Genomic DNA, 23,096 nt, shown 5'->3' on the forward strand with positions numbered 1-23,096 from the left:
AAATTATTTAAGTTTTCAATAAAGCCAACGTTTAATACAAAAAAATAAACTTATTTTAATATCAAGCTAGCCTATTTTGATTTAGATTCTATATCCTATACTTAAACATCTTCGGCATACCATTCATTTAACAATATAAAAAGAACTTTATCTTTCTTATGCTGTAATCACAATTTATTAGCTAAATAGAAATAACTTTTTAACCTATTCTTCATTTTTACGAGCTATGCCCAATTTTTCTTTTAGACGAGCTACTGCGCTTGGATCATATTGACGCAAAGGCTTATGCTTTACAATCACCGTAGGCTGCTTATGAATAGTATTTATACTATTAGCTGTACTAAAAAGTGGTGGCTTTTCAATATAGTGTGCCTCATGAGAACTATGGCTAGATAGGTTAGGATTACTTGCTTGATAACTGGTTTTGTTGGGCTGTTTTAATAAATTATTGCTTGCAGGTTTAACTACCATTGTACTGCGAGTATTGCGTATATTTTTTTCGATACGCTTCTTAATTTTAAGCGCAGCACGTTCAGCCTCTTCTTCCGTAACAGGGCTAACTGGATTTCCCTCTAAATCAATACGCATTTCTCTAGCTTTTAAACAAATTAAATAGTCTAATCGACGCGTAAATAAGACAACGGCTTCACGAATCTTACTACGAGAAATGCCTAACGAATGTGCTTTATCCGCATGTTGCAAAATATCGCTCATAATACCTGCCTTTAAAGGACGAATACGCACTGTACTGTCAAAAGCCTGCGGAAAAGTTGTCGCTAACCATGACAATGCATCACTTTTAGCTTTTTTTGATTGATTTTTTTGTGCTTTATTAATTGCAGCAGTGTAAGGATGAAGTTCGTACCTTCTCATGCTTGATACCTTAATTGAAGAACTTAAGTACAATGTTTGAAAATATTGCGCGATGTTAAGCGAAACTAACTCATAATGCAAAAATTATTCTTTTTTAACTAAAGCAGGCAAACTAAATTCGCCCATTAATGCTGGATTAAGGTACAATACTTGTTGCTTTAATGCAATAATTTAACTAATACTGGTGGTAGTAAACTTTGGTTTTTAATTAAAGGAATAATATAATCAAAGAAAGGCTCTTTTATGTCGCTACGAACATTATCCCGTAAAATGCGAAACATTTTGTACGAGATCTAGATTAAAAAGGGTCGCTAATTAGTGAGAATTGTGTATATTAAATTAAATTAAATTAATCAAGTGGGTACCTAGAAATGTTAAACAAAATGTTTTGGGGCTTTCTTGCTTTTGCTTTTCCTTGGTTAGTGTTATTAATTTATGATAATCCAGGCGGAGCAGTAGTAGCGCTATTTATGCAAGCCACTTTAATTGGCTGGCCTCCTGCAACAATATGGGCAATGCGTACAGTAAAAGAAAATCAAGCTCTGAAAAAAAAGAAGTTTGGGAAAGAATAGTTAATAAGTAGCTTATATTTGCAATGTAGGAGCTAAATTATGACGATTGGCGTTATCGTTAATGGCGCGCGTGGTAAAATGGGTACTCTTGCTTGTGAAACAATAGCCAATCACCCTGATTTTAAATTGGTTGGCGCTCTATCACGACATGACGATCTAAGTGCCACCATTATTGCTACACAAGCACAAATAGTCATTGATTTAACACGTGCTGATTGTGTTTACGCTAATTGTTTAACTATTATTGATAGTGGTGCGCATCCTGTTATTGGCACCTCAGGTTTAAAACAAGAGCAAATTCAGCATCTAAAATTATTATGCGAGAACAAAAAATTAGGTGGCATTATTGCGCCTAATTTTTCAATTAGCGCCGTTCTAATGATGCAGTTTGCAACACTTGCAGCGCGTTATCTTTCAGAAGTAGAAATTATTGAAGCTCATCATCCCCAAAAATTTGATTCTCCTTCAGGAACTGCTATGAAAACTGCAGAAATGATCGCTGCTACACGAAATGTATCAGAAATAGAAGACCGAAGTCATGAGTTAATTCCTGGGGTCCGTGGTGGCAAGTATCATGGAATTCCCGTTCATTCAGTGCGTTTACCAGGTATAATGGCAAGGCAGCAAGTAATATTTGGTAATCCAGGTGAGACATTAACTATTATGCATGATAGTATTGATAGAGCTTCCTTTATGCCAGGTATTATTCTTTGCTGTCAAAAGGTAACGCAATTGCAAGCGCTCTATTATGGCTTAGAACACCTCTTAGTCCAATAGATGGTTTGGTAAAGATAACTATAATATTATATTTTTCTATTATTCATCACATGATAGATCCATAGCCTCTAAACCTCGTTCTATGTCATCAGGCATAGTTGGCCTAGAAAGCAGATATTCACCAGTATGCTCAGTCCAGCGCTCTATTGCAAAAGCTAATGCTTCATTCCATTCCTCAGGCACATAATCACCTCTACCTAAATACATTAAAGCCACAAGTGTTGCTTGCTGATCAGGCCTTAGATTATTAATTGCACCAACGACTTCTTGATAAACAAGATCGTCAGCATAATCAGCTAAAACATAAGATGCATCCATATCGTCCGTCATCTCAGGAAAGCTTACCTCTTCTTTTGCTTGAAATTGCCGCGCTTTGACAATAATGTCACAAATTATCCCTGTATTAATATTTAACATTTTTCTCCCCTTAGAGTATCTATAAACTCTCTTTAAATTAGGCTAGTTTGATAATACTTGATTTGTCTCTTTTACATTATCTTCAAAAGATTTGGTTTTAGTTTCTTGTAACTTTTGTAAAACTAAATCAACTTGAGCTTCGGGATCAGCTGATTCATATAAACTCATTATACTTTTATAGACTGTCCTTGTTCCACCCAATCTTAATTCAGAGTCTGCTGGCCTATTTAAAACAATATGATAGATATCAGCAAGCATACGAATTTTAGATTCTAAAGATAAACCTTGGGGCTCAATTACCTCGTTAAATATTTGTTGGATCTGAGCGATACCTTTCGGTGAAATAGCTGCAGCAAACATACGATAAGTTAGCTGCTTCTGCCAGTATCCTTTTTCACCTATTAACAATTTAATTGCTTCCAATATTTTTTCTAAGCTTGGTTCAGATAGTCGCATTGTAGCCGCAACACAGCGAGCATAACCAGGTTTAATATAAGATGTAATCCCAGCAATCCGCCTAACTTCATTATTAGTAGCTAGTCTATCATCTATCATTAACGCATGTTTACCTGCTTTTAATTTAATGGCTTCTACTACATCTTTAGGTAAGTAATTAGCTGGTGTTTTAATACCTTGTGCACCGTCGGCATTACGGCCTGCATGAACATGTGCATGCCAGGTAACATATAAATCCGATAGGATACGTTCAAAATGTCCTCTTGCTTCTTTATTATCAAAAAAGCTTGGCCAAGCACCATAAATTTCATGATAAATTAACATAGTATCGGTATGAATTATTTCCAGTGCTTTTCTATCCTTACCACTCACGCAGGAACCATAACTAAGCCCTTCTATAAACATAATAATTAAATTCTCAACTGAACTTAACCATAATTCCCTACAACGATAATCAAAAATTGTTGCTGTACCATAGCCTGAATTAAGCACTTTATGGTACTCGCAACAAAGCTGTGCTAAGTCCGCTAATCTTTTAGCTAAATTAAATGCTAAAGGCCGACTTTTTAAAGAAATTAAGTAATTTAGGCTTTTAACAACGTTATCTTTATTAAATTCTTTATCTGGCCATAAACTAGAACAAAAAGACTCAGGTATAGTATATTCACTAAAAATCTGCTGGATAAAACGCTCATCAGAAGTACCAATTTCTTCTATAAGCTTCGGATTTTCAATGAATTGTCTAATTTGATTAAATGCCTTAGGGTAGCCGTAAGATAATGCGAGAAGGCTAGCAATATTTGCTGCAAAATTATCATCAATTTTTAAATTTTTAGCTTGCTCGCTAATATTCCGCAGCGATAATTCTTCTTGCACGCTGGTTAATAGCTCTAAGCAATCTTTATCATAAGAACTTGTATAAATTAAGTATTTAGCTATATTAAATGGATGATTGGTAGTATAAATTTTAATTTCTTTGTGTTCAGAACGCAGGCGCTCTATAGCATGTCGCCTATGTTTGTCTAGCAGTGGATCCGGTAATAGTTGACTAGGTAAAGCAATGGGGCTAATTAAAGTCTGAATAAATAGCGCGCGACTTTTACCTAGATACTGACAAATTTGCGCTACATTGCGGTTGCTGTGCTCTTGACCTAAAATAGCAGGTTCATCTTCTAAATCTCTTGAGCTTAGGTGGCTAGAACGCAGCCTTGCCTGACCTAATTCTTTTATTCGCCCATCTGGATATAAAAATAGTAGTTGATGTTTACCAAAGTTTGCTAATAGGGGCAAAGAACGTAGTCGGCTAGGTAGATAAGACACGGCGTCAGCCACATTACTAGTTTCTGAAAGGATTTTTTTCAAAAATAATTGTTCATAGGCTGGTAACCTTAGGAACCAGTAAGGAATATTTCTAACCTCTTTATCGGCCGGGATACTATCTAATAAATTACCTATCTCAGTTAACTGGTTTTCAACACAACTTAATCCCTCTCTAGAAGCCTTTGTTGCTAACTCTCTAAATACTTTTTGATGGCCTAAACTTAAGCGAGAAAACCAAGAAGGCTTAGGTAACTTGTCTTCTGCGATAACTTCTAAATCTTTAAGTAAAATCGTTTGCTCCATATTATTTTTTACATACTTCCAGAGCGCTTCTAATATACCTAAGCTATTTTTTAGAGCTTCTTTATTAAGTGGCTGAACCTCACTTATATGCACAAAAATTTGTAAAATAGGAGGAAGTTGTCTAAACCATGTTGGTGTAACCCATAAGGTACTGTTTTTAATCGCTTTTAATTCATTAAGTGTTTCTTCTGTATAAGGTGGTAGTGTTTCATCCCATTGCAAAATTAACTTAGGTTCATTAAATGTCGTTTCCGCGCTTAATGTAGCTAAATTCGGACGTCCCTCTCTCATAATAAGATACTGCTCTGCCCTATTTAACATCTCAATAGCAATATCTCTAGCTTGAGTTTCCTCTAAAGAAGTAAAGTCTTCCCAATAATCCAATAATCCATTAACAAGCAAAGCTGTGAACCGGGCTAGCGTATCTTGATATTCAGAAAGGGATTTGCCAGATGAGATACTACAAGCCTTTAAGCACCAAGAAATATAGTCTTTTAATTCTTTTTCATTGCCTTTTGGCGGTATTGCTTTAATAATAAATTGAAAGGCCTGATTTAATATTTGAATACGCTTTGTATAAATATCTTCTAAATCTGGAGTGGTAGAATAAGTTTCTAGTATTAAGTCTTGGCCTAGAATGCTTTTTAGATTAGCCAATAGCGTAGAAGTGAGTTCAATTCCTTCGGCAACACGTAATATTGTTTTTCCCATAGCTAAGTTTCCTTGCTCGCGTTGGTGATTTATTATTGAATAAATCCTTGTACTTCACAATTTATTGTCAATAATTTATAACAAGACCTTCAAAGTTTATCGTGCTAAACTAAATTTCTCCAATTAACGAAAGGATGGTTAACGGATGATAATATCAAAAACACGCGATTATACAGGCTTTTCAGAAGAAAGCCTTAATGAGGCAATTTTAAATGCGCTTGAAAAAGCCCAAGAACATAGCCACTTTGAAGTGATTGAAGCACGAAGCTCTCTGTTTGCTGATAACATACGTCATTATTACGTAACGCTGGCTACATTTTGTGAGTGATAAAATAGAAGGCTGCTTCTTTCAAAACTACTTATTAAGGCTTAGATGACTTAAATTCATAGCCAGTACTTAAGACATCTAGCGCAGAATAAACATTTTTGAAAGACGTTTACCTAAAAAGGAGTTTAGCGATGGTCTATACTGTTTCTCACTACATTGGTGGCCAAAAACTGCTGGATAATGATAATAGTGCAAATCAACGTACTCTATACAATCCTGCTACAGGTGAAAAGATTGGCGCTGTAAACTTAGCCGATAAACAAATTTGTGATCTTGCTGTTAAAACAGCGAAACAAGCCTGGCTCGATTGGGCACATACTGCACCTGTAAAACGGGCGCGTATTTTGTTTAAATTTCGCGATTTATTAGAAAAAAATCAGCGTGATTTAGCAAAGTTGGTTACTCAAGAGCACGGTAAAGCGATTGATGATGCGCTAGGTTCAGTTGCCCGAGCCATAGAAGTTGTTGAACTTCATTGTGGTTTAGTAACTCAGCTGCAAGGCCATTTTACACCAGAAGTGTCTACTGACATTGATTGTTACACATTAAGACAGCCACTAGGTGTATGTGCAGGGGTATCGCCCTTTAATTTTCCTATTATGGTGCCTGTCTGGATGATGGTTCCGGCTATTGCTTGCGGCAATACATTTATACTTAAACCTTCAGAGCAAGACCCTTCAGCACCTGTTCGCCTTTTGGAGCTGCTTACAGATGCAGGCTTACCTGCAGGTGTAGCTAATTGCATTCAAGGAGATAAGAATGCTGTCAATCATCTTTTAGAACATCCTGATGTTAATGCGTTTACCGCTGTTGCCTCAACACCTGTAGCAGAATTTATCTATAAAACAGCCATTAAAAATGGCAAGCGCGCTCATACTTTTGGCGGTGCAAAAAATCACTGCGTGGTTATGCCAGATGCTGATTTAGAGCAGACTGCACAAGCCATTGTAGGCGCTGCTTATGGTTCTGCAGGAGAACGCTGTATGGCAATTTCTGTAGTTGTTACAGTAGGGAATGATACAGCTGATTATTTATTGGATAAATTATTACCTTTAGTAAAAGCAATTCGAATTGAAGCAGGCGACGTACAAGGTTGTGATATGGGACCCTTAGTTAGTAAAGAACATCGAGAACGAGTTATTCAAGCTATTGATAAAGGTGTTCAAGAAGGCGCTAAGTTACTTATAGATGGCCGTTCTTTTAAGCATCCGACTCATTCACAAGGGTTCTATTTAGGGCCAACGCTTTTTGACGAGGTTGAAGAATCGATGTCAATTTACCAAAACGAGATTTTTGGCCCGGTCTTGGTCATACTACGGGTTAATGATTTAGATGAAGCGATCTCTTTAGTTAATCGACATCAATATGGTAATGGCACTGCAATTTTCACTAAAGATGGCTATTTTGCGCGCGAATATAGTCAGCAGGTTCAAGTAGGCATGGTTGGTATTAATATTCCAATCCCTGTGCCTGTTGCAAGTCATCCATTTGGCGGCTGGAAGCATTCTGCCTTTGGAGATACTAATATGCATGGGACAGAAAGTATCCACTTCTATACTCGGCTTAAAACCGTAACTAGCAGATGGCCTGTGCATAAAAGCGCTCTTAATGCTTTTGTAATGCCAACCCATTAAATTAACTGCCGAGATAGGACTTAAACGCTTACTAAGCTATCAAACGCAAGTGAACATATTAAACAGTCAATTGGAGAGAGAATGGCTCGCATTGGATTTGTGGGACTAGGACATATGGGTCTGCCAATGGCAATTAATTTAGTTAAAGCAGGCCATCAAGTAACAGGTTATGACTTACAACCAGCTGCTTTAGAACATTTTGTTAGTGCAGGTGGCATTGCTGCATTAAATTTAAAACAAGCAGCGAGTAGTCAACATGTTATTATTACTATGCTCCAAACCGGAGAACAGGTACAACAGGTCTGTCTTGATAATGGGCTCTATACAGCTGCCTCACCGTCTACCCTACATATCGACTGTTCAACAATCGATGTTACCACTTGCCAGGTGCTTTATCAGCAAGCTATAAAACATCAATTGCCAATGATTGATGCTCCTGTATCAGGTGGTGTTAAAGGTGCTACAGCAGCAACCTTAACGTTTATGGTAGGCGGTGAAACAGAAGCGTTTGAACGGGCTAAACCTCTACTTACGGTGATGGGTAAAAAAATTTTTCACACCGGTCCTGCTGGCAGTGGACAAGCAGCGAAAATTTGCAACAATATGATTTTAGGAATCAGCATGATTGCAGTCTCAGAAGCCTTTGTGCTTGCAGAAAAATTAGGACTTGCCTCTGACAAGTTATTTGAAGTAGTTAATAACTCCTCAGGGCAATGCTGGGCACTTAGTCATTATGTACCTGTTCCTGGCCTTCTTCCTGATGTGCCTGCCAATCGAGACTATCAAGCAGGTTTTACAGCCGCTATGATGCTCAAAGATTTATTATTAAGCCAGCAAGCTGCTAAAAAGGTTAATATCGAAACAGCCTTAGGTAAACAAGCAGCAGCAATTTATCAGCAATTTAATGAAGAAGGCTTAGGCCAGCTCGATTTCTCAGCAATCATTAAAACTATAAAAAGGTAAATCATGGATGGGCAAGAACAAAGAGATAGCTTTTGGGCTAACATTGCTAAAAAGTATGTAGATTGGATTGCACCTTGGGATATTGTATCGAGTGGTGATTTTAACGAAGGTAAAATTCAGTGGTTTCTTAATGGCAAATTAAATATTAGTGCTAATTGTTTAGATAAACATTTGCCAACAAAAGCACATCAAACAGCTATTTTATGGGAAGGTGATAATGAAGATAAACAACAATCATTAACCTTTTCTGAACTCCACCATGAAGTTTGCCTGATGGCAAATGGACTTAAATCATTAGGTATAAAAAAAGGTGATACTGTTGCTATCTATCTCCCTATGATTCCAGAAGCTGTTATCACTATGCTTGCTTGTACACGTATAGGTGCAGTTCATACCGTTGTTTTCGCTGGTTTCTCAGCAATGGCTCTAAAGCAGCGCTTAGAAGCTTCACAATGTAAGCTACTTATTACCAGTGATAGTTTTCAGCGCTCAGGTAAGCTACTCTCTCTAAAAGAGCATGCTGATGAAGCCAGTAAGCACTTGCCTATAAAAACCCTAGTCATTCGACACAGTCAAGAAAAAATACCTTTTGATCCTACAAAAAACTACTGGTGGCATGAAATAAAAAGTACGGTTAATGCTGAGTGTCCACCTGAAATAATGGACGCAGAAGATCCTCTTTTTATTCTTTATACATCAGGTAGTACGGGTAAACCTAAAGGCTTAATTCATACAACAGGCGGCTATTTAGTCCAAGTAGCTTACAGTTTTCAGCAAGTTTTCGATTGTAGGCCAACAGACATTTTTTGGTGTACGGCAGACATAGGCTGGATAACGGGCCACAGTTATTTACTCTATGGTCCACTATGCAATGGCATTACTACTTTAGTATTTGGTGGCGTACCTACCTGGCCTGATCCTTCGCGCTGCTGGAAAATAATTGATAAATATCAGGTGAATGTATTTTATACAGCACCCACCGCTATCCGGGCTCTAATTCGTGAAGGTGAACAGTGGCTAGAAAACACGAGCCGAAAATCATTGCGTCTCTTAGGTAGTGTTGGTGAACCCATTAATCCAGATGTTTGGCTTTGGTATTATGAGAAAGTCGGTTTAAAGCGTTGCCCAATCGTAGATACGTGGTGGCAAACAGAAACAGGCAGTATTATGCTTAGCCCACAATATAAGAATGAGCAATCCTTTAAGCCGGGCGCTGCATGTAAGCCTTTACCAGGCATTTATCCTGTCATTCTTGATGAAGAATATAATGAGATTGAAGGACCAAGTGAGGGTATACTAGCCATTAAAGCACCTTGGCCTTCTATAGCAAGAACAATCGCAGGCGATCATGAGCGTTATTGTAATAGCTATTTTCATAACGGCTACTACATTACCGGTGACGGCGCTCGTCGTGATGAAGAGGGTGATTATTGGATTAATGGTCGAATTGATGATGTCTTAAATGTTTCTGGCCATAGGCTAGGGACAGCAGAGATTGAAAGCGCATTAATCGCCCACCCTGACGTTGCTGAAGTAGCAGTTGTCGGCGTACCTCATGAAATTAAAGGTCAAGGCATTTATGCCTTCGTTACTTTAAAAACAGGTTGTAAACCTAGCGAAGAATTAAAAAACACACTTATTGAGAATGCAAAAGAAGCTATTGGGGCTATTGCTAAACCCGATATTATTCGCTGGGTTAATGATTTACCTAAAACACGCTCCGGTAAAATCATGCGCCGTGTATTGCGATTAGTAGCAAGTAAAAACGTAAGTTCACCTGAAGAACTTGGTGATCTATCAACTCTGGCTAATCCGCAAGTCATAGATGATTTATTTAATGATAAGAATGACCATTAACTTTAATAAATAAGCAGATAAACAGTGAAGTGATATTAACTGCTAAAGTTTTATCGAATTCTTAAAAAGATTTTAGGCAAAGACTCTTTATAAGAGAAACTAACGCACTCATTATTTTTCACTTAGATCTGCATCAGCCGGCCACTGATACCAGTTATTTAATAGACTAATTAATTCTTCAATGCCTTCTTTTTTTAAAGAAGAAAAAAGTTGTACCGTAACTAAGTCGGGGAATAAGTGATAATGTTTACGTACTTTTAATACAGTATTTCTAGCTTCACTACGGCTAATTTTATCGACCTTGGTTAATAAAATGTGCACAGGTATTTGTCTGTTTACAGCCCATTCTACCATCGTTTGATCAAGATCTTTGAGCGGATGCCGGCAGTCCATCAATAAAATTAAACCGCAAAGACACTTTCTCGTCTCTAAATAATGAGCTAAGTTTTTCTGCCAATCTTGTTTAATGTGTAGAGCTACCTTAGCATAACCATAACCAGGCAAATCAACTAAACGTCGCTCATCATCAAGAGCAAATAAATTAATTAGCTGGGTACGTCCTGGTGTTTTACTAGTACGTGCTAATTGCTTAATACCTGTTAAGCAATTTAAAGCGCTTGACTTACCAGCATTAGAACGGCCTGCGAAAGCAACCTCATAACCAGTGTCAGGTGGTAGTTGTGAAACTCGTGCTGCACTTTGTAAAAAATAGGCCTTTGAATACGGATTATTTAACATTATTATACATTTTCATTTTGGGATTTTCGCTTAAGCAGTGTACCATAAATGAAGGATAATTCTGGGGTTAGGATGAAAAAAATAGTCTTTGCTATTACTATTACATATACATTCGCTGCACAAGCCGCTGATAATACCTTAGTGGCGCCAGGGAAAGCCGCAACCTGTGTTGCTTGCCATGGCCCAGAAGGAAATAGCACAAATCCACTTTGGCCTAATATTGCTGGCCAGCACGCCTCTTATTTAGAAAAGCAATTATATGACTATAAAAAGGCCACTACTCGCAATGTGCCTGTTATGACAACTATTGCAGCAACCCTAACCGATCAAGACATTAAAGATTTATCCGCTTATTATGCTAAATTACCTCTTGCCCAGGGCGCTTCACCGCAAAAATATGTTAAACAAGGTGAAGCAATCTATCGCGGTGGTGATTTAAATAAACATATTACAGCATGCATTGCTTGTCATGGTCCCAGAGGAACAGGAAACGAGCAAGCAAACTTTCCTGTATTATCAGGGCAACATGCTCAATATACCATTGCTCAATTGCAAGCATTTAAGGAAGGTAAACGCAGTAATGATTTAAATGAGATTATGCGTGATATTAGCCATCGTATGAGCCCAGAAGATATGGAAGCGGTCGCTTATTATATTCAAGGTTTACATTAAACTTTTAAGTGAGAAATAAGTTATGTTAAAACGTTTATTAGTGCTTTTTTTATTATTTCCTATGCTTGCTCAAGCAGAAGATTTCGTTGCAGGGAAAGATTATGAAGTCATAAAATCTGCCACGCCAACAAAAAATACTAAAGTAACAGTCACTGAATTTTTTAGTTTTGGCTGCCCTTGGTGTTATCGCATTGAAGCAACTTTAGATCAATGGGTTAAACAACAAAATCATAAAATTCAATTCTCCCGCATACCAGTAGTCTTTAATAAAGACTGGTCATATTATGCTAAAGCTTACTATACTGCTGAACTATTAAATTTAAGTGATAAGTTAAATCCTCTTTTATTTAAAACTATTCAAGCAGATAGAACACCACTTAATAATAATCAAGCGATGATTAATTTCTTTATTAAGCAGGGGGTTGATAGGGAGACTGCTGAAAGTGCATTTATGCATTCACCTACTGTGGATATGAAAATTAATAAGGGTAATGCGAAAATGGCAACTTATCATATCAATGTGGTGCCTTCATTTGTTATTAATAGCCAATATAAAACTGACTTGCAAATGGCACAAAATGAAGAGAGGCTTGTTAAAATACTTAACTTTCTAGTTAGTCAAGCGAGTGAAAAGCCTACTTCTTAAAGTATAAAAGCAAGCGTAGCAACTGTCTTGAATTAAAATTCAAGACAGTTGCTACGCTTATTCTTGTCACTGTGATTTACCCCTTAAATCAATATTCCAACAATCAATTACAAGATCACTTTCACAGATAAAGAATTTATCAAATAGATTAATAGTCGGATCACAATGCGGCACTATTAGCTCCAGTACATCGCCCAATTTAGGAAGCGCGCCATCAATAGCAGTTATCTTTCCATGCTCATCGCCAAAGCCGCCCCAATCGTAACATAATCCTTTTGGCGCTATAATCCTAGGCTGATGTTTATCAACATAAATGGATTTAGTTCCCGCATCCACAGTAACATGCTCTGTTCTGTTAGCACTAATGATAGTAGTTAGCATGGTCATGGCTGGTTGAAAGGTGTTGAAATAATCAGGGTTCTCCTTTGAGCCAATTACAGCATAATCTACATCCATCACCGTGTAGGAGCCTGGCTGAATTTCCGTAACCTCATCGGCTTCAATGTCTATATTATAAGTGCCTGTACCACTGCCGGTTAAGATTGGACAAGGTAAGCCCTCCTGCCTGAATTGTTTAACTAAATGACTCGCCATTTGCATAACTTCTAAAGAGCGTTTTTGCCGCTCTTCATAAGACTTAATATGTTGCAAATTACCTGCATAGCACTGTAAGCCTTGCAATTCTAACCCTTGACATGTCTGAATATAGCGGCCTAGCTCAAGCGCTTTCTCAGGCTTTATGCCAGTTCGCCCTATACCCGGGTCAATATCAATTACTAGCTTAATTTTCACTCCCTCTGCTTGACTTGCTGCATTTAAAGCAGCTGCATTACTTTGATTATCAACAACGACTATTGTTTCAGGTGCCTGTTTAACACAATTGAGTAATCTTGCTATTTTGGTGGGTGTTACAACGGGAGATGTAATTAAAATAGAATGAATACCTGCAGCAATTAATACTTCAGCCTCAGCAACTTTAGCAGCACTAATACCTATAGCGCCATATTGAAGTTGAAGAGCAGCCAATTTTGAGCATTTATGTGTTTTAACATGCGGCCTTACTTGAATGTTGTTTTCTAAGGCATGTTGCTGCATAAGCTGCAAATTATACAGTAACTTATTTTTATCTAATACCAGACAAGGTGTATCGAGTTCAAATTTTGATAATCCAATAGGGTTATAATTATTCATTTTTATCTCAAATTAAAGCAAAATTTAGTGTACTGACTCTGCTACATCATCAGACATGCCTGGATTCTCTAAGCTTAAAACACCGGTATTAAAATCATAGGCAAAGATTTCGCCATAACGGCCCCAGTCAATCATAGTACGTAAAACGCGCTCAGCTTCTTTTTCAGTGAAATAATCTTCTAACTTAGTTAGAAAACGTTCTTCTGATACTCGATGCCCTACTTTCTCATCTAAAATATGGCGAATATAACGCGCTAAAGGAACTTTATCTAATAAACGTTTGGTAAATATTTTTTTACGGGTTTGAAGGTCAGCATTAGCATACTCTCTACCTAATTCTGTTAATTGAATATCACCGTCTGATACTCGGGCAAAACCTAAAATTTCTAACATTTCTAATAAGGGGAACAAATCGTCGATATTCATCATCAACTCATCAGCAAGCTCAGGCAAGTCAATGCGTTCACTAAATGATGTCATCGTTTCAATTAAACCTGATAATTCAGAAGGGTCAACATCAGGTAAACGATAGCCTAAACCAATCTGCCGCTCTCGTTGAGCATGTTTAGATTTTTCCCGTAATCCAGTTGTCATTACCGTATAAATTTTATCAACTAACGCTTGAAACTCAGCTGTTTCAGGGTTACGTGGCTGTGGCAAAGAAACTTTTAATTCTGCTCGAATATACCCAGGATCACTACCAAAAATAATAATACGATCAGCAAGCGTTGCGGCTTCTTCAATATTATGAGTTACTAACAATATACCATTGGTATTAGTCTTTTTTTCTTGCCATAAATTGAGTAAATCTGATTTTAAATTTTCAGCTGTTAAAACATCTAAGGCAGAGAAAGGCTCATCCATTAATAAAACATCTGGATTAATAACGAGCGCCCTAGCAAATCCTACCCGTTGACGCATACCACCTGATAGTTCTTTAGGAAAAGCTGATTCAAATCCATCTAAACCAATAATATCAATCGCTTCAATTGCTCGTCTTCGGCGCTCTTCTCGATTGACACCTTGTGCTTCTAAACCCAGCTCTACATTTTCTAATACAGTTAACCAAGGCATTAACGCAAAAGATTGGAAGACCATAGCAATTCCAGCAACCGGTTTAATAACAGGTTGGCCTCGATAAGTTACACGACCTGCTGAAGGAGGTACTAGACCTGCAATAATACGTAACAAAGTTGATTTACCTGAACCTGATTTACCAAGTAGAGCAACAATTTCTCCTTCATATAATTTAAAATTAACATCTTCAAGAACTAAAAGTTCTTGGTTAGATGCTTTTTTGAAGGATTTACGACAGTTTTCTAACTCAATAATTACATTTGGCATAAGCCTGTTAAAACCTCAGTTAAAATTAAAACGCTCATGTGCTAAACGATATAAAGGCCGCCATAATAAATGATTAAATGCAAGCACATATAAACACATCATACCAGTACCTAAAGCAATTCTAGGAAAATCGCCAGCTAATGTACTTGCCTGAATATACTCGCCAAGGCCTGTAGCTTTTAAAGTAGTATTACCCCAGCTAACCCATTCAGCAACAATACTAGCGTTCCAGGCGCCACCGGCTGCTGTAATTGCGCCAGTAATATAAAAGGGAAAAATACCTGGTAAAGCTAATCGCTTCCACCACAGCCAACCAGACAAACCTAAATTATTTGCAGCCAGATAAAGATCACGCGGAATAGCTGAAGCACCAGCAATTACATTAAATAAAATGTACCATTGTGTACCAAGAATCATCAATGGTGTTACCCAAATTTCAACACTTAAATTGAAACGAACAATAGCGATAACAATCAAAGGATAGAATAAATTAGCCGGAAATGCTGCAACAAACTGGATAATTGGTTGGATTTTTTGTGCAATTCTTGGTCTAAGACCAATCCATACGCCAACAGGAATCCAAATAAGTGAACTTAAAATAATTAAAATAATAACCCGAGTACCTGTTGCGGCCCCTAAGGCAAGAACATATAAAATATCACTAAATTTTAGCTTAGCTAAAATAAACTCTAATAAAAACCAGCCGCCGCTAGCGATACCTAAAAGGACAATACTATTCCATATCCAATCTAGCCGTCTTTGTTGATGAATATCCACTTCTTTACTAGCTGGCGGCCCACGACTAAGCCAACGAGCGTTGACAAACTTTTCTTTTATAATAGAAGCATTATTTCTTAAGCGCTTCACTAATTGACTACTACGGATTAGATCAATAAGCCATGATTGATACTCTTCCTCATCTGGTCTTTGCTCCATTTTAAATTTTTCAGACCAAGCAATAAGAGGCCTAAAAAGAATTTGATCATATAAGAAGATAACAATAATCATCGTTAAAATAGCATAACCAACCGCAGCTAAATTATGTTGTTCAATGGCTACAGCAATATAAGATCCCACTCCCGGTAAGCGAATTTGTTGGTGGGCAACAACAATAGCCTCCGACAACACAACAAAAAACCAACTTGCCGACATCGAGATCATCATATTCCAAAGTAAACTTGACATAGAAAACGGAACTTCTACTTTCCAGAATCGTTGCCAAGCAGATAATTGAAACATTGCTGCAGCTTCTTTTAAATCGTCTGGTAAGGTTTTAAGTGATTGATAAAAACTAAAGGTGATATTCCATACTTGGGCTGTAAAAATAGCAAAGATAGAAGCACATTCGGGACCTAATAAGCTATTAGGAAATAAGTGAATAAACCCTGTCACTGTAATGGATAAAAAACTTAAAACGGGAACGGATTGTAAAATATCAATAGCAGGAATGATGATTTGTTCGGCTCGTCTATTTTTACTTGCCAAAGTACCTACAATAAAAGTAAATAAAATTGACAAAATTAAAGCAATAAACATACGCAGCACTGTTCGCGCAGCATAAAATGGTAGCTTAGTAGGACTTAATGAAATAGGTAGAGGATCACCAAGTTGATAAGGAACAGCCATCTGTTGGCCAGTCCAGCCTAATAAAAATAAAATAGACAAAATTAAAATCAGTAATAATAGATCCCAACGATTGAGAAAACGGCTAACATTTTCACGGTTAGCAAAATAAAAAGGGCTATTATTGCGTACCAACCTTTTCTCCCTTGCTGATTATTATTAGACAGAAATTATCTCTAACTTACAGACTTACTGCAAAACTAAATAGGTTTAACTATGGTTTTCTTTAAGATAGATTTTAACTTTTTAGCAAAATGCTATTAAATTCAAACAAATTTTCATTCTAATCAGTCATACACACTGTATATAATGCTTATAAAAATTTCAGAAAGCGATTTCAGTGCCCATAAAGAATATATGAATATAGCGCCAACCTGCTTTAATTTAATTTACTATATTTACTATATTTAGACTGATTCGTAATGACCTTTGCTTGCAATGACAACAAATAATTCTTAAAGTTATTCAAGCTCACCGAGTTATGATACTTTAAAGAATAATAATTTTACTTTCTGCTTATTTTTGCGCAGGATACCACAAATAGTTAATTATCAACAAATAACTTGGCGATCATCTATTTTTATAAATATGCTGATTAACGGCTCTTATCCAAAGGTAAGGATTAAGTTATGTATCGACTTCTTAAATTCGTTCAAACTTTATTACTTTTATGTCCTTTAATAACTTATGCAGATAACACGCAACTCGCAGTATGGGCAAATGAAGCCATTGTTTCTACATATACTTACAGCTTTAATAATTTTATTCAACGCCAGCGCGAAATAGCTCGCTACTTTACAGCACAAGGCTGGACTTCTTACAGCAATGCACTTAATGCTTCTAAACTCCCTGAAGTAGTGGCTAAAAATAATTATTTTGTTAGCGCTGTAGCTACCATGCCTCCTGAAGTTAAAAAACTAGGCCAGAACCAATGGCAAGCGACCATGCCTTTATTAGTCGTTTATAAAAATCCACAATTTCAACAAAAGCAAACCCTTGAAGTGACTATTTATTTTAGTCAGGTTCCTAATAATCAAGGTGTAAGAGGGTTAGCTATTAATGCACTCCAGGCAAGAGTCATAGAGCCGCCATGTGAGTGTCAGCCTTCTAAAAAAACTGATGCGCAACAACCCCTAAATGCACCACAATAAGGCAAATCAATAAGACAATAATAAAATTAAGCTTCGTTGGAATTTGCACGTCTAATACAGCTTGTTGTGGGTCAACTGGATTGTAGAAAATGTCAATATCTTCATCTTTCTCAAAAGCCACTGCTGCACGATATGCTACCTTACGAGAGTACTTGCTATTCGGGTTATTGTGTGAAGTGTCGAGAAAGAAATACTCGCCTAAGAAGTCTCTATCATAGACTTGGTATGTATACTCAATTTTAGGCCATAAATGATGACCATCTGTAGTCAAAAGGAAACGAGTAATCCGCCCTTTAGTCAGAAACCAAGTACGTGCTTTTAAGAGGGTTTGCCTATCTTGCCAAAAGTGCCTAAGTAACAAAAGCAATAACAACAGCCAAGTAATATCAGCAGCGCCTCGCCAAGAAATGAATTCACCTAACACAACGACTAATCCTATCTATTTCTAATTACTTTATAATTATAGATTATTTAAATTGTACTTATTAAAAATTAGCTCAATTTTTTAAAGCCAGTCGGGAATAGACTTCTTTCGAAATTCGCTGCAAAGAGCTAAGTTGCAGGTTGCGCCAGCGCGCAGAATCGAAGTGTACATAGAGTACATGAAGATTCGAGCACTGCCGCGGCCTGCAAATTGGCCATTACAGTAGAGTTTCGAGAGAGGTCTAATATAATTATTACACTAAGGACATATAAAATAATTAAAAGAGGAGTGCTGCAGAAATTCATTAAATACAATGAATTAAAGCGAACAAACTTGCTAAAGCCTATTTTACTTTAGGAATAGGCTTATCATTATCATCATTAGCGGCTCTTGATTTCCAAAGTAAATAGATTACAAGTACAACCATTATTAATAAGCCCACTGCGAAAAATGGCCTTGTTGCAAACCAAGCTATAGCCAGAAAGATAGCCCATAAACAAATTCCCATTACTATAGCGATTAAACCAGTACCAAAACTAACTAAGGTTCCTATAAAAGGAATAACGTCTGCTAAAATAGCTAATGGACGCATTAACAAAGCAAACCCCATAATTACCATAATTAACGTTACGAGTCTAATTGACCACATTGTCATACGATTTTCTTCCTGAGCTTCTCTTATCATGCTCTGAGCTGATATTTGTCCAGGTGATAAAAGTAGTACTGCTTCGCCTGCTTTAGCCTGATAGGCTTGTAATGTTGTACCTACTTGCTGTGCAATAATGCTGACTTCCTGCGGAAGAACTGCTGAAAGCGAAATTCGTAAATCGCCTATTTGTGGGTTTTGAATATCTTGTCCTAGATATAATTCATTGTTAATGAGCTGTACGGGCTTATTAAAGTGCGTTTTTAACTTATCTAAATCAATTTGAGATAAATCAACAGGCGCGGTTGAAGTAATTTTTTCTACTAAAGCAGGGGATAAAGTAAAGTCTCCTAATGTGACACGCGATGCCACTTGACGTGCTGAATGAGCAGGCATACTTATTGGGTTTTGATAATTGCCCTCCTTAAATTGCGAACTATCAATTAAATTTTCCGACCATACTTTTTTATAAATATAACTTTTAATAGTACGTTCAGAACCACCTATTTGTTTTTCAGTACTTGTTTTTTCTTCTTGTTGCCATTGATACATCTCTACTTTTCTAATTAAAGCAATGGCTACTAAATTAATATTTAGTAATGGATCTTGAAGTTTATTGTTTGTCGTTGCAAGGCCGGAAACATAAATTACCCGTAGATTATTTCTATTATCAACTGGGCTTGGTGAGACACTAATTAATACTTTACATGCTTCTGACAAAGAGCGTGTCATATGCAAGCTATGATTTTCATTCCAGAAAATAAGATAAATGCTAAAGATAATGAGAATAAAGCCAAATAAAATACCTGCAAGAGACTCTTTTAAACGACTACCCCAGGTTTTTACTGTGACCTCTTGCATAACTAACATACCCTTAAAAAGGTGCTTGGTATTTATAAAGTATAAGCCATATAGCCTATATTATACGCAATAAACCTCTTACATAACCTACCTTAAGCACCAATTATAAACTCTAGCAACTAACTTAAACTTTCCAGAGCTTTTTATACGTAGTAAAAATAAAGCAATTAAAATAAAAACCCCAAAATATGGATAAGAAGATCTTATTTATGAAATTTATGTATTATTGACATTTCGTTATTTAGAAGAAAACTTCGCAGAACTTGATGACAAAAGTGTTTTAATTAAGAGGTATCCTAAGGAAGGAGCTGGGGTTACTAATCGATTATTTCCTTTTGCACTCATTCAATATGCTTATAAAGAAAATAATTTAATTCAAGAATTAGAATCTATAAAGAATATTTGTATTTCGCCAGCAGTGATTCGCGCATGGGAAAACTTTGAAAAAGAAGGTGTTAGGCCATTTTTAGATGAACTTATGAATTATGAGTTAGATGTTAATCAACAATTGAAAAGCAGCAGCTAGAATTATAATAAAATTTCTAGCTGATATAGATTATATTTAAAACTAATCCTATATCAAAATAGGCCTTTTAATTTTAAACCCAAATTATAAGTTTATGATTTAACTTAGACAGCATGTTGCTCTTGTAGTAAGCACTTATCAAGGTATAATCAATATTTATGAGTTGTATGAAGCGAGGAAGCAAATGATTGCAAAAACACCATTGTATGCTAGTCACTTAACTTCGGGTGCTAGAATGGTTAATTTTCATGGCTGGGAAATGCCCTTACATTATGGTTCTCAATTAGAAGAGCACCATATTGTTCGCACTGATGCAGGCATGTTTGATGTTTCACACATGACAATTGTTGATATTTTAGGCGCTGGCGGGCGGCAATTTTTGCGTAAATTACTGACCAACGATGTCGATCAATTAGAACATAGTGGCCGCGCTTTATATAGCTGTATGTGTAATGAACATGGTGGAATTATTGATGATCTTATTGCTTATCAACGTGCACCAGATAATTACCGTATTGTGCTTAATTCTGCAACTCGAGAAAGAGATCTCGCCTGGATTCGTAAGAAAAGTGAAGGGTTTGCAGTAGGACTACAAGAACGTACAGAGCTGACTATGCTTGCAGTACAAGGCCCTGAAGCAATAGCTAAAACAATGCATGTCTTAAGTCCTGCACAAAGTGATGCTGTTTCAACATTAATTTATTTTGAGTGCGTTGATGTTGATAATTATTTTCTTGCTCGAACAGGTTATACGGGTGAAGATGGTTTAGAAATTATTGTTCCTGCATCTGAAATTAATCAATTATGGTCTAATTTATTAGAAGTTGGTGTTAAACCTTGTGGCCTTGGCGCTCGCGATACATTAAGACTTGAGGCAGGCATGCTTCTCTATGGTCAAGATATGGATGAGACAACAACGCCGCTTGAATCAGGTCTAGCTTGGACTGTTAAATGGCAGCCAGAAGATCGAGATTTTATTGGCATGGGCGCTTTACTGTTTCAAAAACAACAAGGTATAAAACGTAAATTTGTTGGTTTAATTACTAATGAAAAAGGTATTATGCGAACAGGACAACGGGTGATAATTCCTAATTCACATCATGAAGGTGTCATAACTAGCGGTACATACTCGCCCACGTTAGGAAAATCCATTGCACTTGCTCGGGTGCCTATAGAAACTCAGCATGAAGTCTTTGTAGATATTCGAGGAAAACAGATTTCAGCTCAAGTAACCAAACCTAGATTTATTCGAAATGGTAAGCCTATATCAAGCTAAAATAAATAATAATTAAATTCTATAATTAAGGGGATAGGTTGATGTTAGATTTAAAATTTACGCGCACGCATGAATGGATCCAAATTGATGGCAATGAAGCATTAGTAGGTATTACCGATCATGCACAAAGACTTCTAGGCGATTTAGTTTTTGTTGAGCTTCCTAAAGAAGGGGAAGAAATCAACGCTGGGGAAGAATTAGGTGTTGTAGAATCTGTTAAAGCTGCATCCGATTTTTATGCGCCAGTTAATGGTACTGTCATTGAGGTTAACCAGGCTATTGTTAATGATCCTGCCCTTGTAAATACTGATCCTTATGGCGCTGGCTGGTTAGTAAAACTCCGTTTAAATGATGAAAACAGTGATTTGAGTGATTTACTTGATGCAGGCCAATATGAAACTGAGATCGCTGAGGAAAATTAGTTATGCCTTATATTCCCCATACAAAAGAAGATGTCAAACTAATGTTAGAAACCATTGGTGTGACTAATACAGATGAATTATTTGATGAAATACCGACACAACTTTACTTTCAAGGGTTCAAAGGTATTCCTGCTGGCATAAATGAGATGCAAATGCTTAAAGAAGCATCTCAATTAGCTCACACTAACCAAAACGGTATTTGCTTTTTAGGCGCAGGCTCTTATGACCACCATATTCCAGCAGCAGTGTGGGATATTGCAAGTCGGGGCGAATTTTTAACTGCCTACACGCCTTATCAAGCTGAAGCAAGCCAAGGTACCTTGCAGCTGCTTTATGAATTTCAAACGATGATTGCTGAATTAACAGGCATGGAAGTAGCAAATGCCTCACTGTATGATGGAGCAACCGCAGCAGCTGAAGCCATTTTAATGGCTATAAGACTTAATAAACACAGTAAAACAAATCGTGTCCTAGTTGCAGGCACTCTACATCCTTTTTATCGAGCAACTATTGAAACAATTGCTCGTAATCAACATATTGAAATTATTAACTTACCCTTCGATTATAAAGCGGGCACTACCACTTTAGCTGAAGTTGATAAATATACCAATCAAGATATTACAGCCTTAGTTATTGTGCAGCCAAACTTTTTTGGCTGTCTTGAACCTGTTGATGAATTAACTAACTGGGCAGCAGATAATAAGGCTATTGCCATTGCCTGTGTTAATCCTATTTCTTTAGGTCTTTTAAAGCCACCTGGTCAATGGGGCTCATATGGCGTTGATATAGTTTGTGGTGAAGGGCAACCTTTGGGCGCGCCTATGGCTTCCGGCGGACCGTATTTTGGTTTTTTTGCCTCTCGCCTTGAACATGTACGACAGATGCCTGGACGTTTAATTGGTAAAACGGTAGATAAAGAAGGTAATATAGGCTTTACTTTAACATTACAGGCTAGAGAACAGCACATAAGACGTGCCAAAGCAACTTCTAATATCTGTACAAATCAAGGTCTATTAGTCACTGCAGCCACAATTCATATGAGTTTACTTGGTCCAGTTGGCCTACAGCAGGTTGCAGAACAATGTCATAAAAATACCGTAAACTTAGTAAAAGGACTTACCCAAATAAAAGGCGTTAAGCAAACTTTTACAGCCCCTTATTTCCATGAAGTATTACTACAATTTGAATCGCCAGTAGAAAATATTCTGGATAAATTAAAAGCGCGTGGTATTGATGGCGGTTATCCTATACAAGCGCATTACCCTGAGCTAGATAATACCTTACTTGTTTGTACTACAGAAATGCGTACAGAACAAGAGATTAATTTTTATATTGATGAATTAAAAAGCATTTTAAAGTGAGGCT

22 protein-coding genes are annotated in these 23,096 nt (G+C 36.9%); 13 read left to right on the top strand and 9 right to left on the bottom strand.

Features of this window, described 5'->3' with window-relative positions:
• Positions 1 to 204: 204 nt before the first annotated feature.
• Complete coding sequence (locus ACQUW5_RS09790) at positions 205 to 873, bottom strand: ProQ/FinO family protein (RefSeq protein WP_444991062.1); 669 nt, start codon at positions 871 to 873, stop codon at positions 205 to 207.
• Positions 874 to 1,244: 371 nt separating this feature from the next.
• Between ACQUW5_RS09790 and ACQUW5_RS09795 the strand changes: the two genes are divergently transcribed.
• Together ACQUW5_RS09795 and dapB are read left to right on the top strand one after the other, a co-directional pair.
• On the top strand, positions 1,245 to 1,445 hold the full coding sequence (locus ACQUW5_RS09795) for a hypothetical protein (protein ID WP_444991063.1): 201 nt from the start codon (positions 1,245 to 1,247) through the stop codon (positions 1,443 to 1,445).
• A 39-nt stretch (positions 1,446 to 1,484) separates the two neighbouring features.
• On the top strand, positions 1,485 to 2,222 hold the full coding sequence (gene dapB / locus ACQUW5_RS09800) for a 4-hydroxy-tetrahydrodipicolinate reductase (protein WP_444991064.1): 738 nt from the start codon (positions 1,485 to 1,487) through the stop codon (positions 2,220 to 2,222).
• A gap of 39 nt (positions 2,223 to 2,261) precedes the next feature.
• Here dapB and ACQUW5_RS09805 read toward each other — a convergent pair whose 3' ends face one another.
• Together ACQUW5_RS09805 and sidP are read right to left on the bottom strand one after the other, a co-directional pair.
• Positions 2,262 to 2,639, bottom strand: a complete 378-nt coding sequence (locus ACQUW5_RS09805; RefSeq protein ID WP_444991065.1) for a DUF3775 domain-containing protein — start codon at positions 2,637 to 2,639, stop codon at positions 2,262 to 2,264.
• Between the two features lie 42 nt (positions 2,640 to 2,681).
• Positions 2,682 to 5,429, bottom strand: a complete 2,748-nt coding sequence (sidP, locus tag ACQUW5_RS09810) for a Dot/Icm T4SS effector PI-3-phosphatase SidP (RefSeq protein WP_444991066.1) — start codon at positions 5,427 to 5,429, stop codon at positions 2,682 to 2,684.
• Positions 5,430 to 5,574: 145 nt separating this feature from the next.
• Here sidP and ACQUW5_RS09815 point away from each other — a divergent pair, with 145 nt between their 5' ends.
• From ACQUW5_RS09815 to acs, 4 genes are all read left to right on the top strand, one after another.
• Positions 5,575 to 5,757, top strand: a complete 183-nt coding sequence (locus tag ACQUW5_RS09815; RefSeq protein ID WP_444991067.1) for a dodecin domain-containing protein — start codon at positions 5,575 to 5,577, stop codon at positions 5,755 to 5,757.
• 131 nt (positions 5,758 to 5,888) lie between these two features.
• Positions 5,889 to 7,391, top strand: coding sequence for a CoA-acylating methylmalonate-semialdehyde dehydrogenase (locus ACQUW5_RS09820; protein WP_444991068.1), 1,503 nt, complete (start codon positions 5,889 to 5,891; stop codon positions 7,389 to 7,391).
• 81 nt (positions 7,392 to 7,472) lie between these two features.
• Positions 7,473 to 8,354 carry a 3-hydroxyisobutyrate dehydrogenase gene (gene mmsB / locus ACQUW5_RS09825; protein ID WP_444991069.1) on the top strand — a complete coding sequence of 294 codons (882 nt, stop codon included), beginning with the start codon at positions 7,473 to 7,475 and terminating at the stop codon, positions 8,352 to 8,354.
• 3 nt (positions 8,355 to 8,357) lie between these two features.
• Positions 8,358 to 10,211, top strand: a complete 1,854-nt coding sequence (gene acs, locus ACQUW5_RS09830) for an acetate--CoA ligase (protein WP_444991070.1) — start codon at positions 8,358 to 8,360, stop codon at positions 10,209 to 10,211.
• Between the two features lie 111 nt (positions 10,212 to 10,322).
• On the opposite strand, the gene yihA is transcribed toward acs, so the two are convergent.
• Positions 10,323 to 10,949: a ribosome biogenesis GTP-binding protein YihA/YsxC gene (gene yihA / locus ACQUW5_RS09835; protein WP_444991071.1), complete on the bottom strand. Its 627-nt coding sequence runs from the start codon at positions 10,947 to 10,949 to the stop codon at positions 10,323 to 10,325.
• A 72-nt stretch (positions 10,950 to 11,021) separates the two neighbouring features.
• On the opposite strand from yihA, the gene ACQUW5_RS09840 reads away from it, so the two are divergent.
• Both ACQUW5_RS09840 and ACQUW5_RS09845 read left to right on the top strand, forming a co-directional pair.
• Entirely contained in the window at positions 11,022 to 11,621 is a 600-nt protein-coding gene (locus tag ACQUW5_RS09840; RefSeq protein WP_444991072.1) for a c-type cytochrome, read from the top strand.
• A gap of 22 nt (positions 11,622 to 11,643) precedes the next feature.
• Positions 11,644 to 12,267, top strand: coding sequence for a thiol:disulfide interchange protein DsbA/DsbL (locus tag ACQUW5_RS09845; protein WP_444991073.1), 624 nt, complete (start codon positions 11,644 to 11,646; stop codon positions 12,265 to 12,267).
• A 66-nt stretch (positions 12,268 to 12,333) separates the two neighbouring features.
• Here the strand turns inward: ACQUW5_RS09845 and ACQUW5_RS09850 are convergent, their stop codons facing one another.
• From ACQUW5_RS09850 to ACQUW5_RS09860, 3 genes are read right to left on the bottom strand one after another with little or no spacing between them, the layout of a single operon-like run.
• Positions 12,334 to 13,458 carry a DSD1 family PLP-dependent enzyme gene (locus ACQUW5_RS09850; protein WP_444991074.1) on the bottom strand — a complete coding sequence of 375 codons (1,125 nt, stop codon included), beginning with the start codon at positions 13,456 to 13,458 and terminating at the stop codon, positions 12,334 to 12,336.
• A gap of 24 nt (positions 13,459 to 13,482) precedes the next feature.
• Positions 13,483 to 14,802 (bottom strand): ABC transporter ATP-binding protein, encoded by a 1,320-nt coding sequence (locus ACQUW5_RS09855; protein ID WP_444991075.1) that lies wholly within the window; start codon positions 14,800 to 14,802, stop codon positions 13,483 to 13,485.
• 15 nt (positions 14,803 to 14,817) lie between these two features.
• Positions 14,818 to 16,428 carry an ABC transporter permease gene (locus ACQUW5_RS09860; protein WP_444991093.1) on the bottom strand — a complete coding sequence of 537 codons (1,611 nt, stop codon included), beginning with the start codon at positions 16,426 to 16,428 and terminating at the stop codon, positions 14,818 to 14,820.
• Between the two features lie 626 nt (positions 16,429 to 17,054).
• On the opposite strand from ACQUW5_RS09860, the gene ACQUW5_RS09865 reads away from it, so the two are divergent.
• The gene (locus ACQUW5_RS09865; RefSeq protein WP_444991076.1) at positions 17,055 to 17,576 is read left to right on the top strand and encodes a DotI/IcmL family type IV secretion protein; all 522 of its coding nucleotides are present in this window, start codon (positions 17,055 to 17,057) and stop codon (positions 17,574 to 17,576) included.
• On the opposite strand, the gene ACQUW5_RS09870 is transcribed toward ACQUW5_RS09865, so the two are convergent.
• Positions 17,533 to 18,000: a DUF3592 domain-containing protein gene (locus ACQUW5_RS09870; protein ID WP_444991077.1), complete on the bottom strand. Its 468-nt coding sequence runs from the start codon at positions 17,998 to 18,000 to the stop codon at positions 17,533 to 17,535. The two genes, ACQUW5_RS09865 and ACQUW5_RS09870, sit on opposite strands and share 44 nt — an antisense overlap.
• 343 nt (positions 18,001 to 18,343) lie before the next feature.
• Positions 18,344 to 19,507: a TMEM43 family protein gene (locus ACQUW5_RS09875; RefSeq protein ID WP_444991078.1), complete on the bottom strand. Its 1,164-nt coding sequence runs from the start codon at positions 19,505 to 19,507 to the stop codon at positions 18,344 to 18,346.
• Between the two features lie 226 nt (positions 19,508 to 19,733).
• On the opposite strand from ACQUW5_RS09875, the gene ACQUW5_RS09880 reads away from it, so the two are divergent.
• The 4 genes from ACQUW5_RS09880 to gcvPA all read left to right on the top strand — a co-directional run bounded on the left by ACQUW5_RS09880 (position 19,734) and on the right by gcvPA (position 23,092).
• The gene (locus tag ACQUW5_RS09880; RefSeq protein WP_444991079.1) at positions 19,734 to 20,033 is read left to right on the top strand and encodes a hypothetical protein; all 300 of its coding nucleotides are present in this window, start codon (positions 19,734 to 19,736) and stop codon (positions 20,031 to 20,033) included.
• A gap of 184 nt (positions 20,034 to 20,217) precedes the next feature.
• Positions 20,218 to 21,309 carry a glycine cleavage system aminomethyltransferase GcvT gene (gene gcvT, locus ACQUW5_RS09885; RefSeq protein ID WP_444991080.1) on the top strand — a complete coding sequence of 364 codons (1,092 nt, stop codon included), beginning with the start codon at positions 20,218 to 20,220 and terminating at the stop codon, positions 21,307 to 21,309.
• Positions 21,310 to 21,350: 41 nt separating this feature from the next.
• Positions 21,351 to 21,731: a glycine cleavage system protein GcvH gene (gcvH, locus tag ACQUW5_RS09890; RefSeq protein WP_444991081.1), complete on the top strand. Its 381-nt coding sequence runs from the start codon at positions 21,351 to 21,353 to the stop codon at positions 21,729 to 21,731.
• Positions 21,732 to 21,733: 2 nt separating this feature from the next.
• A complete protein-coding gene (gene gcvPA / locus ACQUW5_RS09895; protein WP_444991082.1) occupies positions 21,734 to 23,092 on the top strand; it encodes an aminomethyl-transferring glycine dehydrogenase subunit GcvPA in 1,359 nt (452 codons plus the stop codon).
• Positions 23,093 to 23,096 lie beyond the last annotated feature (4 nt).

This window comes from Legionella pelazae (assembly GCF_052527395.1).

Excerpts from the sequence above, each read along its gene's own strand:
- ACQUW5_RS09860 (WP_444991093.1), bottom strand. The coding sequence starts at position 16,428 with ATGGCTGTTCCTTATCAACTTGGTGATCCTCTACCTATTTCATTAAGT.
- ACQUW5_RS09865 (WP_444991076.1), top strand. The coding sequence starts at position 17,055 with ATGTATCGACTTCTTAAATTCGTTCAAACTTTATTACTTTTATGTCCT.
- ACQUW5_RS09855 (WP_444991075.1), bottom strand. The coding sequence starts at position 14,802 with ATGCCAAATGTAATTATTGAGTTAGAAAACTGTCGTAAATCCTTCAAA.
- ACQUW5_RS09820 (WP_444991068.1), top strand. The coding sequence starts at position 5,889 with ATGGTCTATACTGTTTCTCACTACATTGGTGGCCAAAAACTGCTGGAT.
- dapB (WP_444991064.1), top strand. The coding sequence starts at position 1,485 with ATGACGATTGGCGTTATCGTTAATGGCGCGCGTGGTAAAATGGGTACT.
- yihA (WP_444991071.1), bottom strand. The coding sequence starts at position 10,949 with ATGTTAAATAATCCGTATTCAAAGGCCTATTTTTTACAAAGTGCAGCA.
- ACQUW5_RS09850 (WP_444991074.1), bottom strand. The coding sequence starts at position 13,458 with ATGAATAATTATAACCCTATTGGATTATCAAAATTTGAACTCGATACA.
- gcvT (WP_444991080.1), top strand. The coding sequence starts at position 20,218 with ATGATTGCAAAAACACCATTGTATGCTAGTCACTTAACTTCGGGTGCT.
- ACQUW5_RS09805 (WP_444991065.1), bottom strand. The coding sequence starts at position 2,639 with ATGTTAAATATTAATACAGGGATAATTTGTGACATTATTGTCAAAGCG.
- sidP (WP_444991066.1), bottom strand. The coding sequence starts at position 5,429 with ATGGGAAAAACAATATTACGTGTTGCCGAAGGAATTGAACTCACTTCT.
- ACQUW5_RS09845 (WP_444991073.1), top strand. The coding sequence starts at position 11,644 with ATGTTAAAACGTTTATTAGTGCTTTTTTTATTATTTCCTATGCTTGCT.
- acs (WP_444991070.1), top strand. The coding sequence starts at position 8,358 with ATGGATGGGCAAGAACAAAGAGATAGCTTTTGGGCTAACATTGCTAAA.
- gcvH (WP_444991081.1), top strand. The coding sequence starts at position 21,351 with ATGTTAGATTTAAAATTTACGCGCACGCATGAATGGATCCAAATTGAT.
- mmsB (WP_444991069.1), top strand. The coding sequence starts at position 7,473 with ATGGCTCGCATTGGATTTGTGGGACTAGGACATATGGGTCTGCCAATG.
- ACQUW5_RS09815 (WP_444991067.1), top strand. The coding sequence starts at position 5,575 with ATGATAATATCAAAAACACGCGATTATACAGGCTTTTCAGAAGAAAGC.
- ACQUW5_RS09840 (WP_444991072.1), top strand. The coding sequence starts at position 11,022 with ATGAAAAAAATAGTCTTTGCTATTACTATTACATATACATTCGCTGCA.
- gcvPA (WP_444991082.1), top strand. The coding sequence starts at position 21,734 with ATGCCTTATATTCCCCATACAAAAGAAGATGTCAAACTAATGTTAGAA.
- ACQUW5_RS09795 (WP_444991063.1), top strand. The coding sequence starts at position 1,245 with ATGTTAAACAAAATGTTTTGGGGCTTTCTTGCTTTTGCTTTTCCTTGG.
- ACQUW5_RS09875 (WP_444991078.1), bottom strand. The coding sequence starts at position 19,507 with ATGCAAGAGGTCACAGTAAAAACCTGGGGTAGTCGTTTAAAAGAGTCT.
- ACQUW5_RS09790 (WP_444991062.1), bottom strand. The coding sequence starts at position 873 with ATGAGAAGGTACGAACTTCATCCTTACACTGCTGCAATTAATAAAGCA.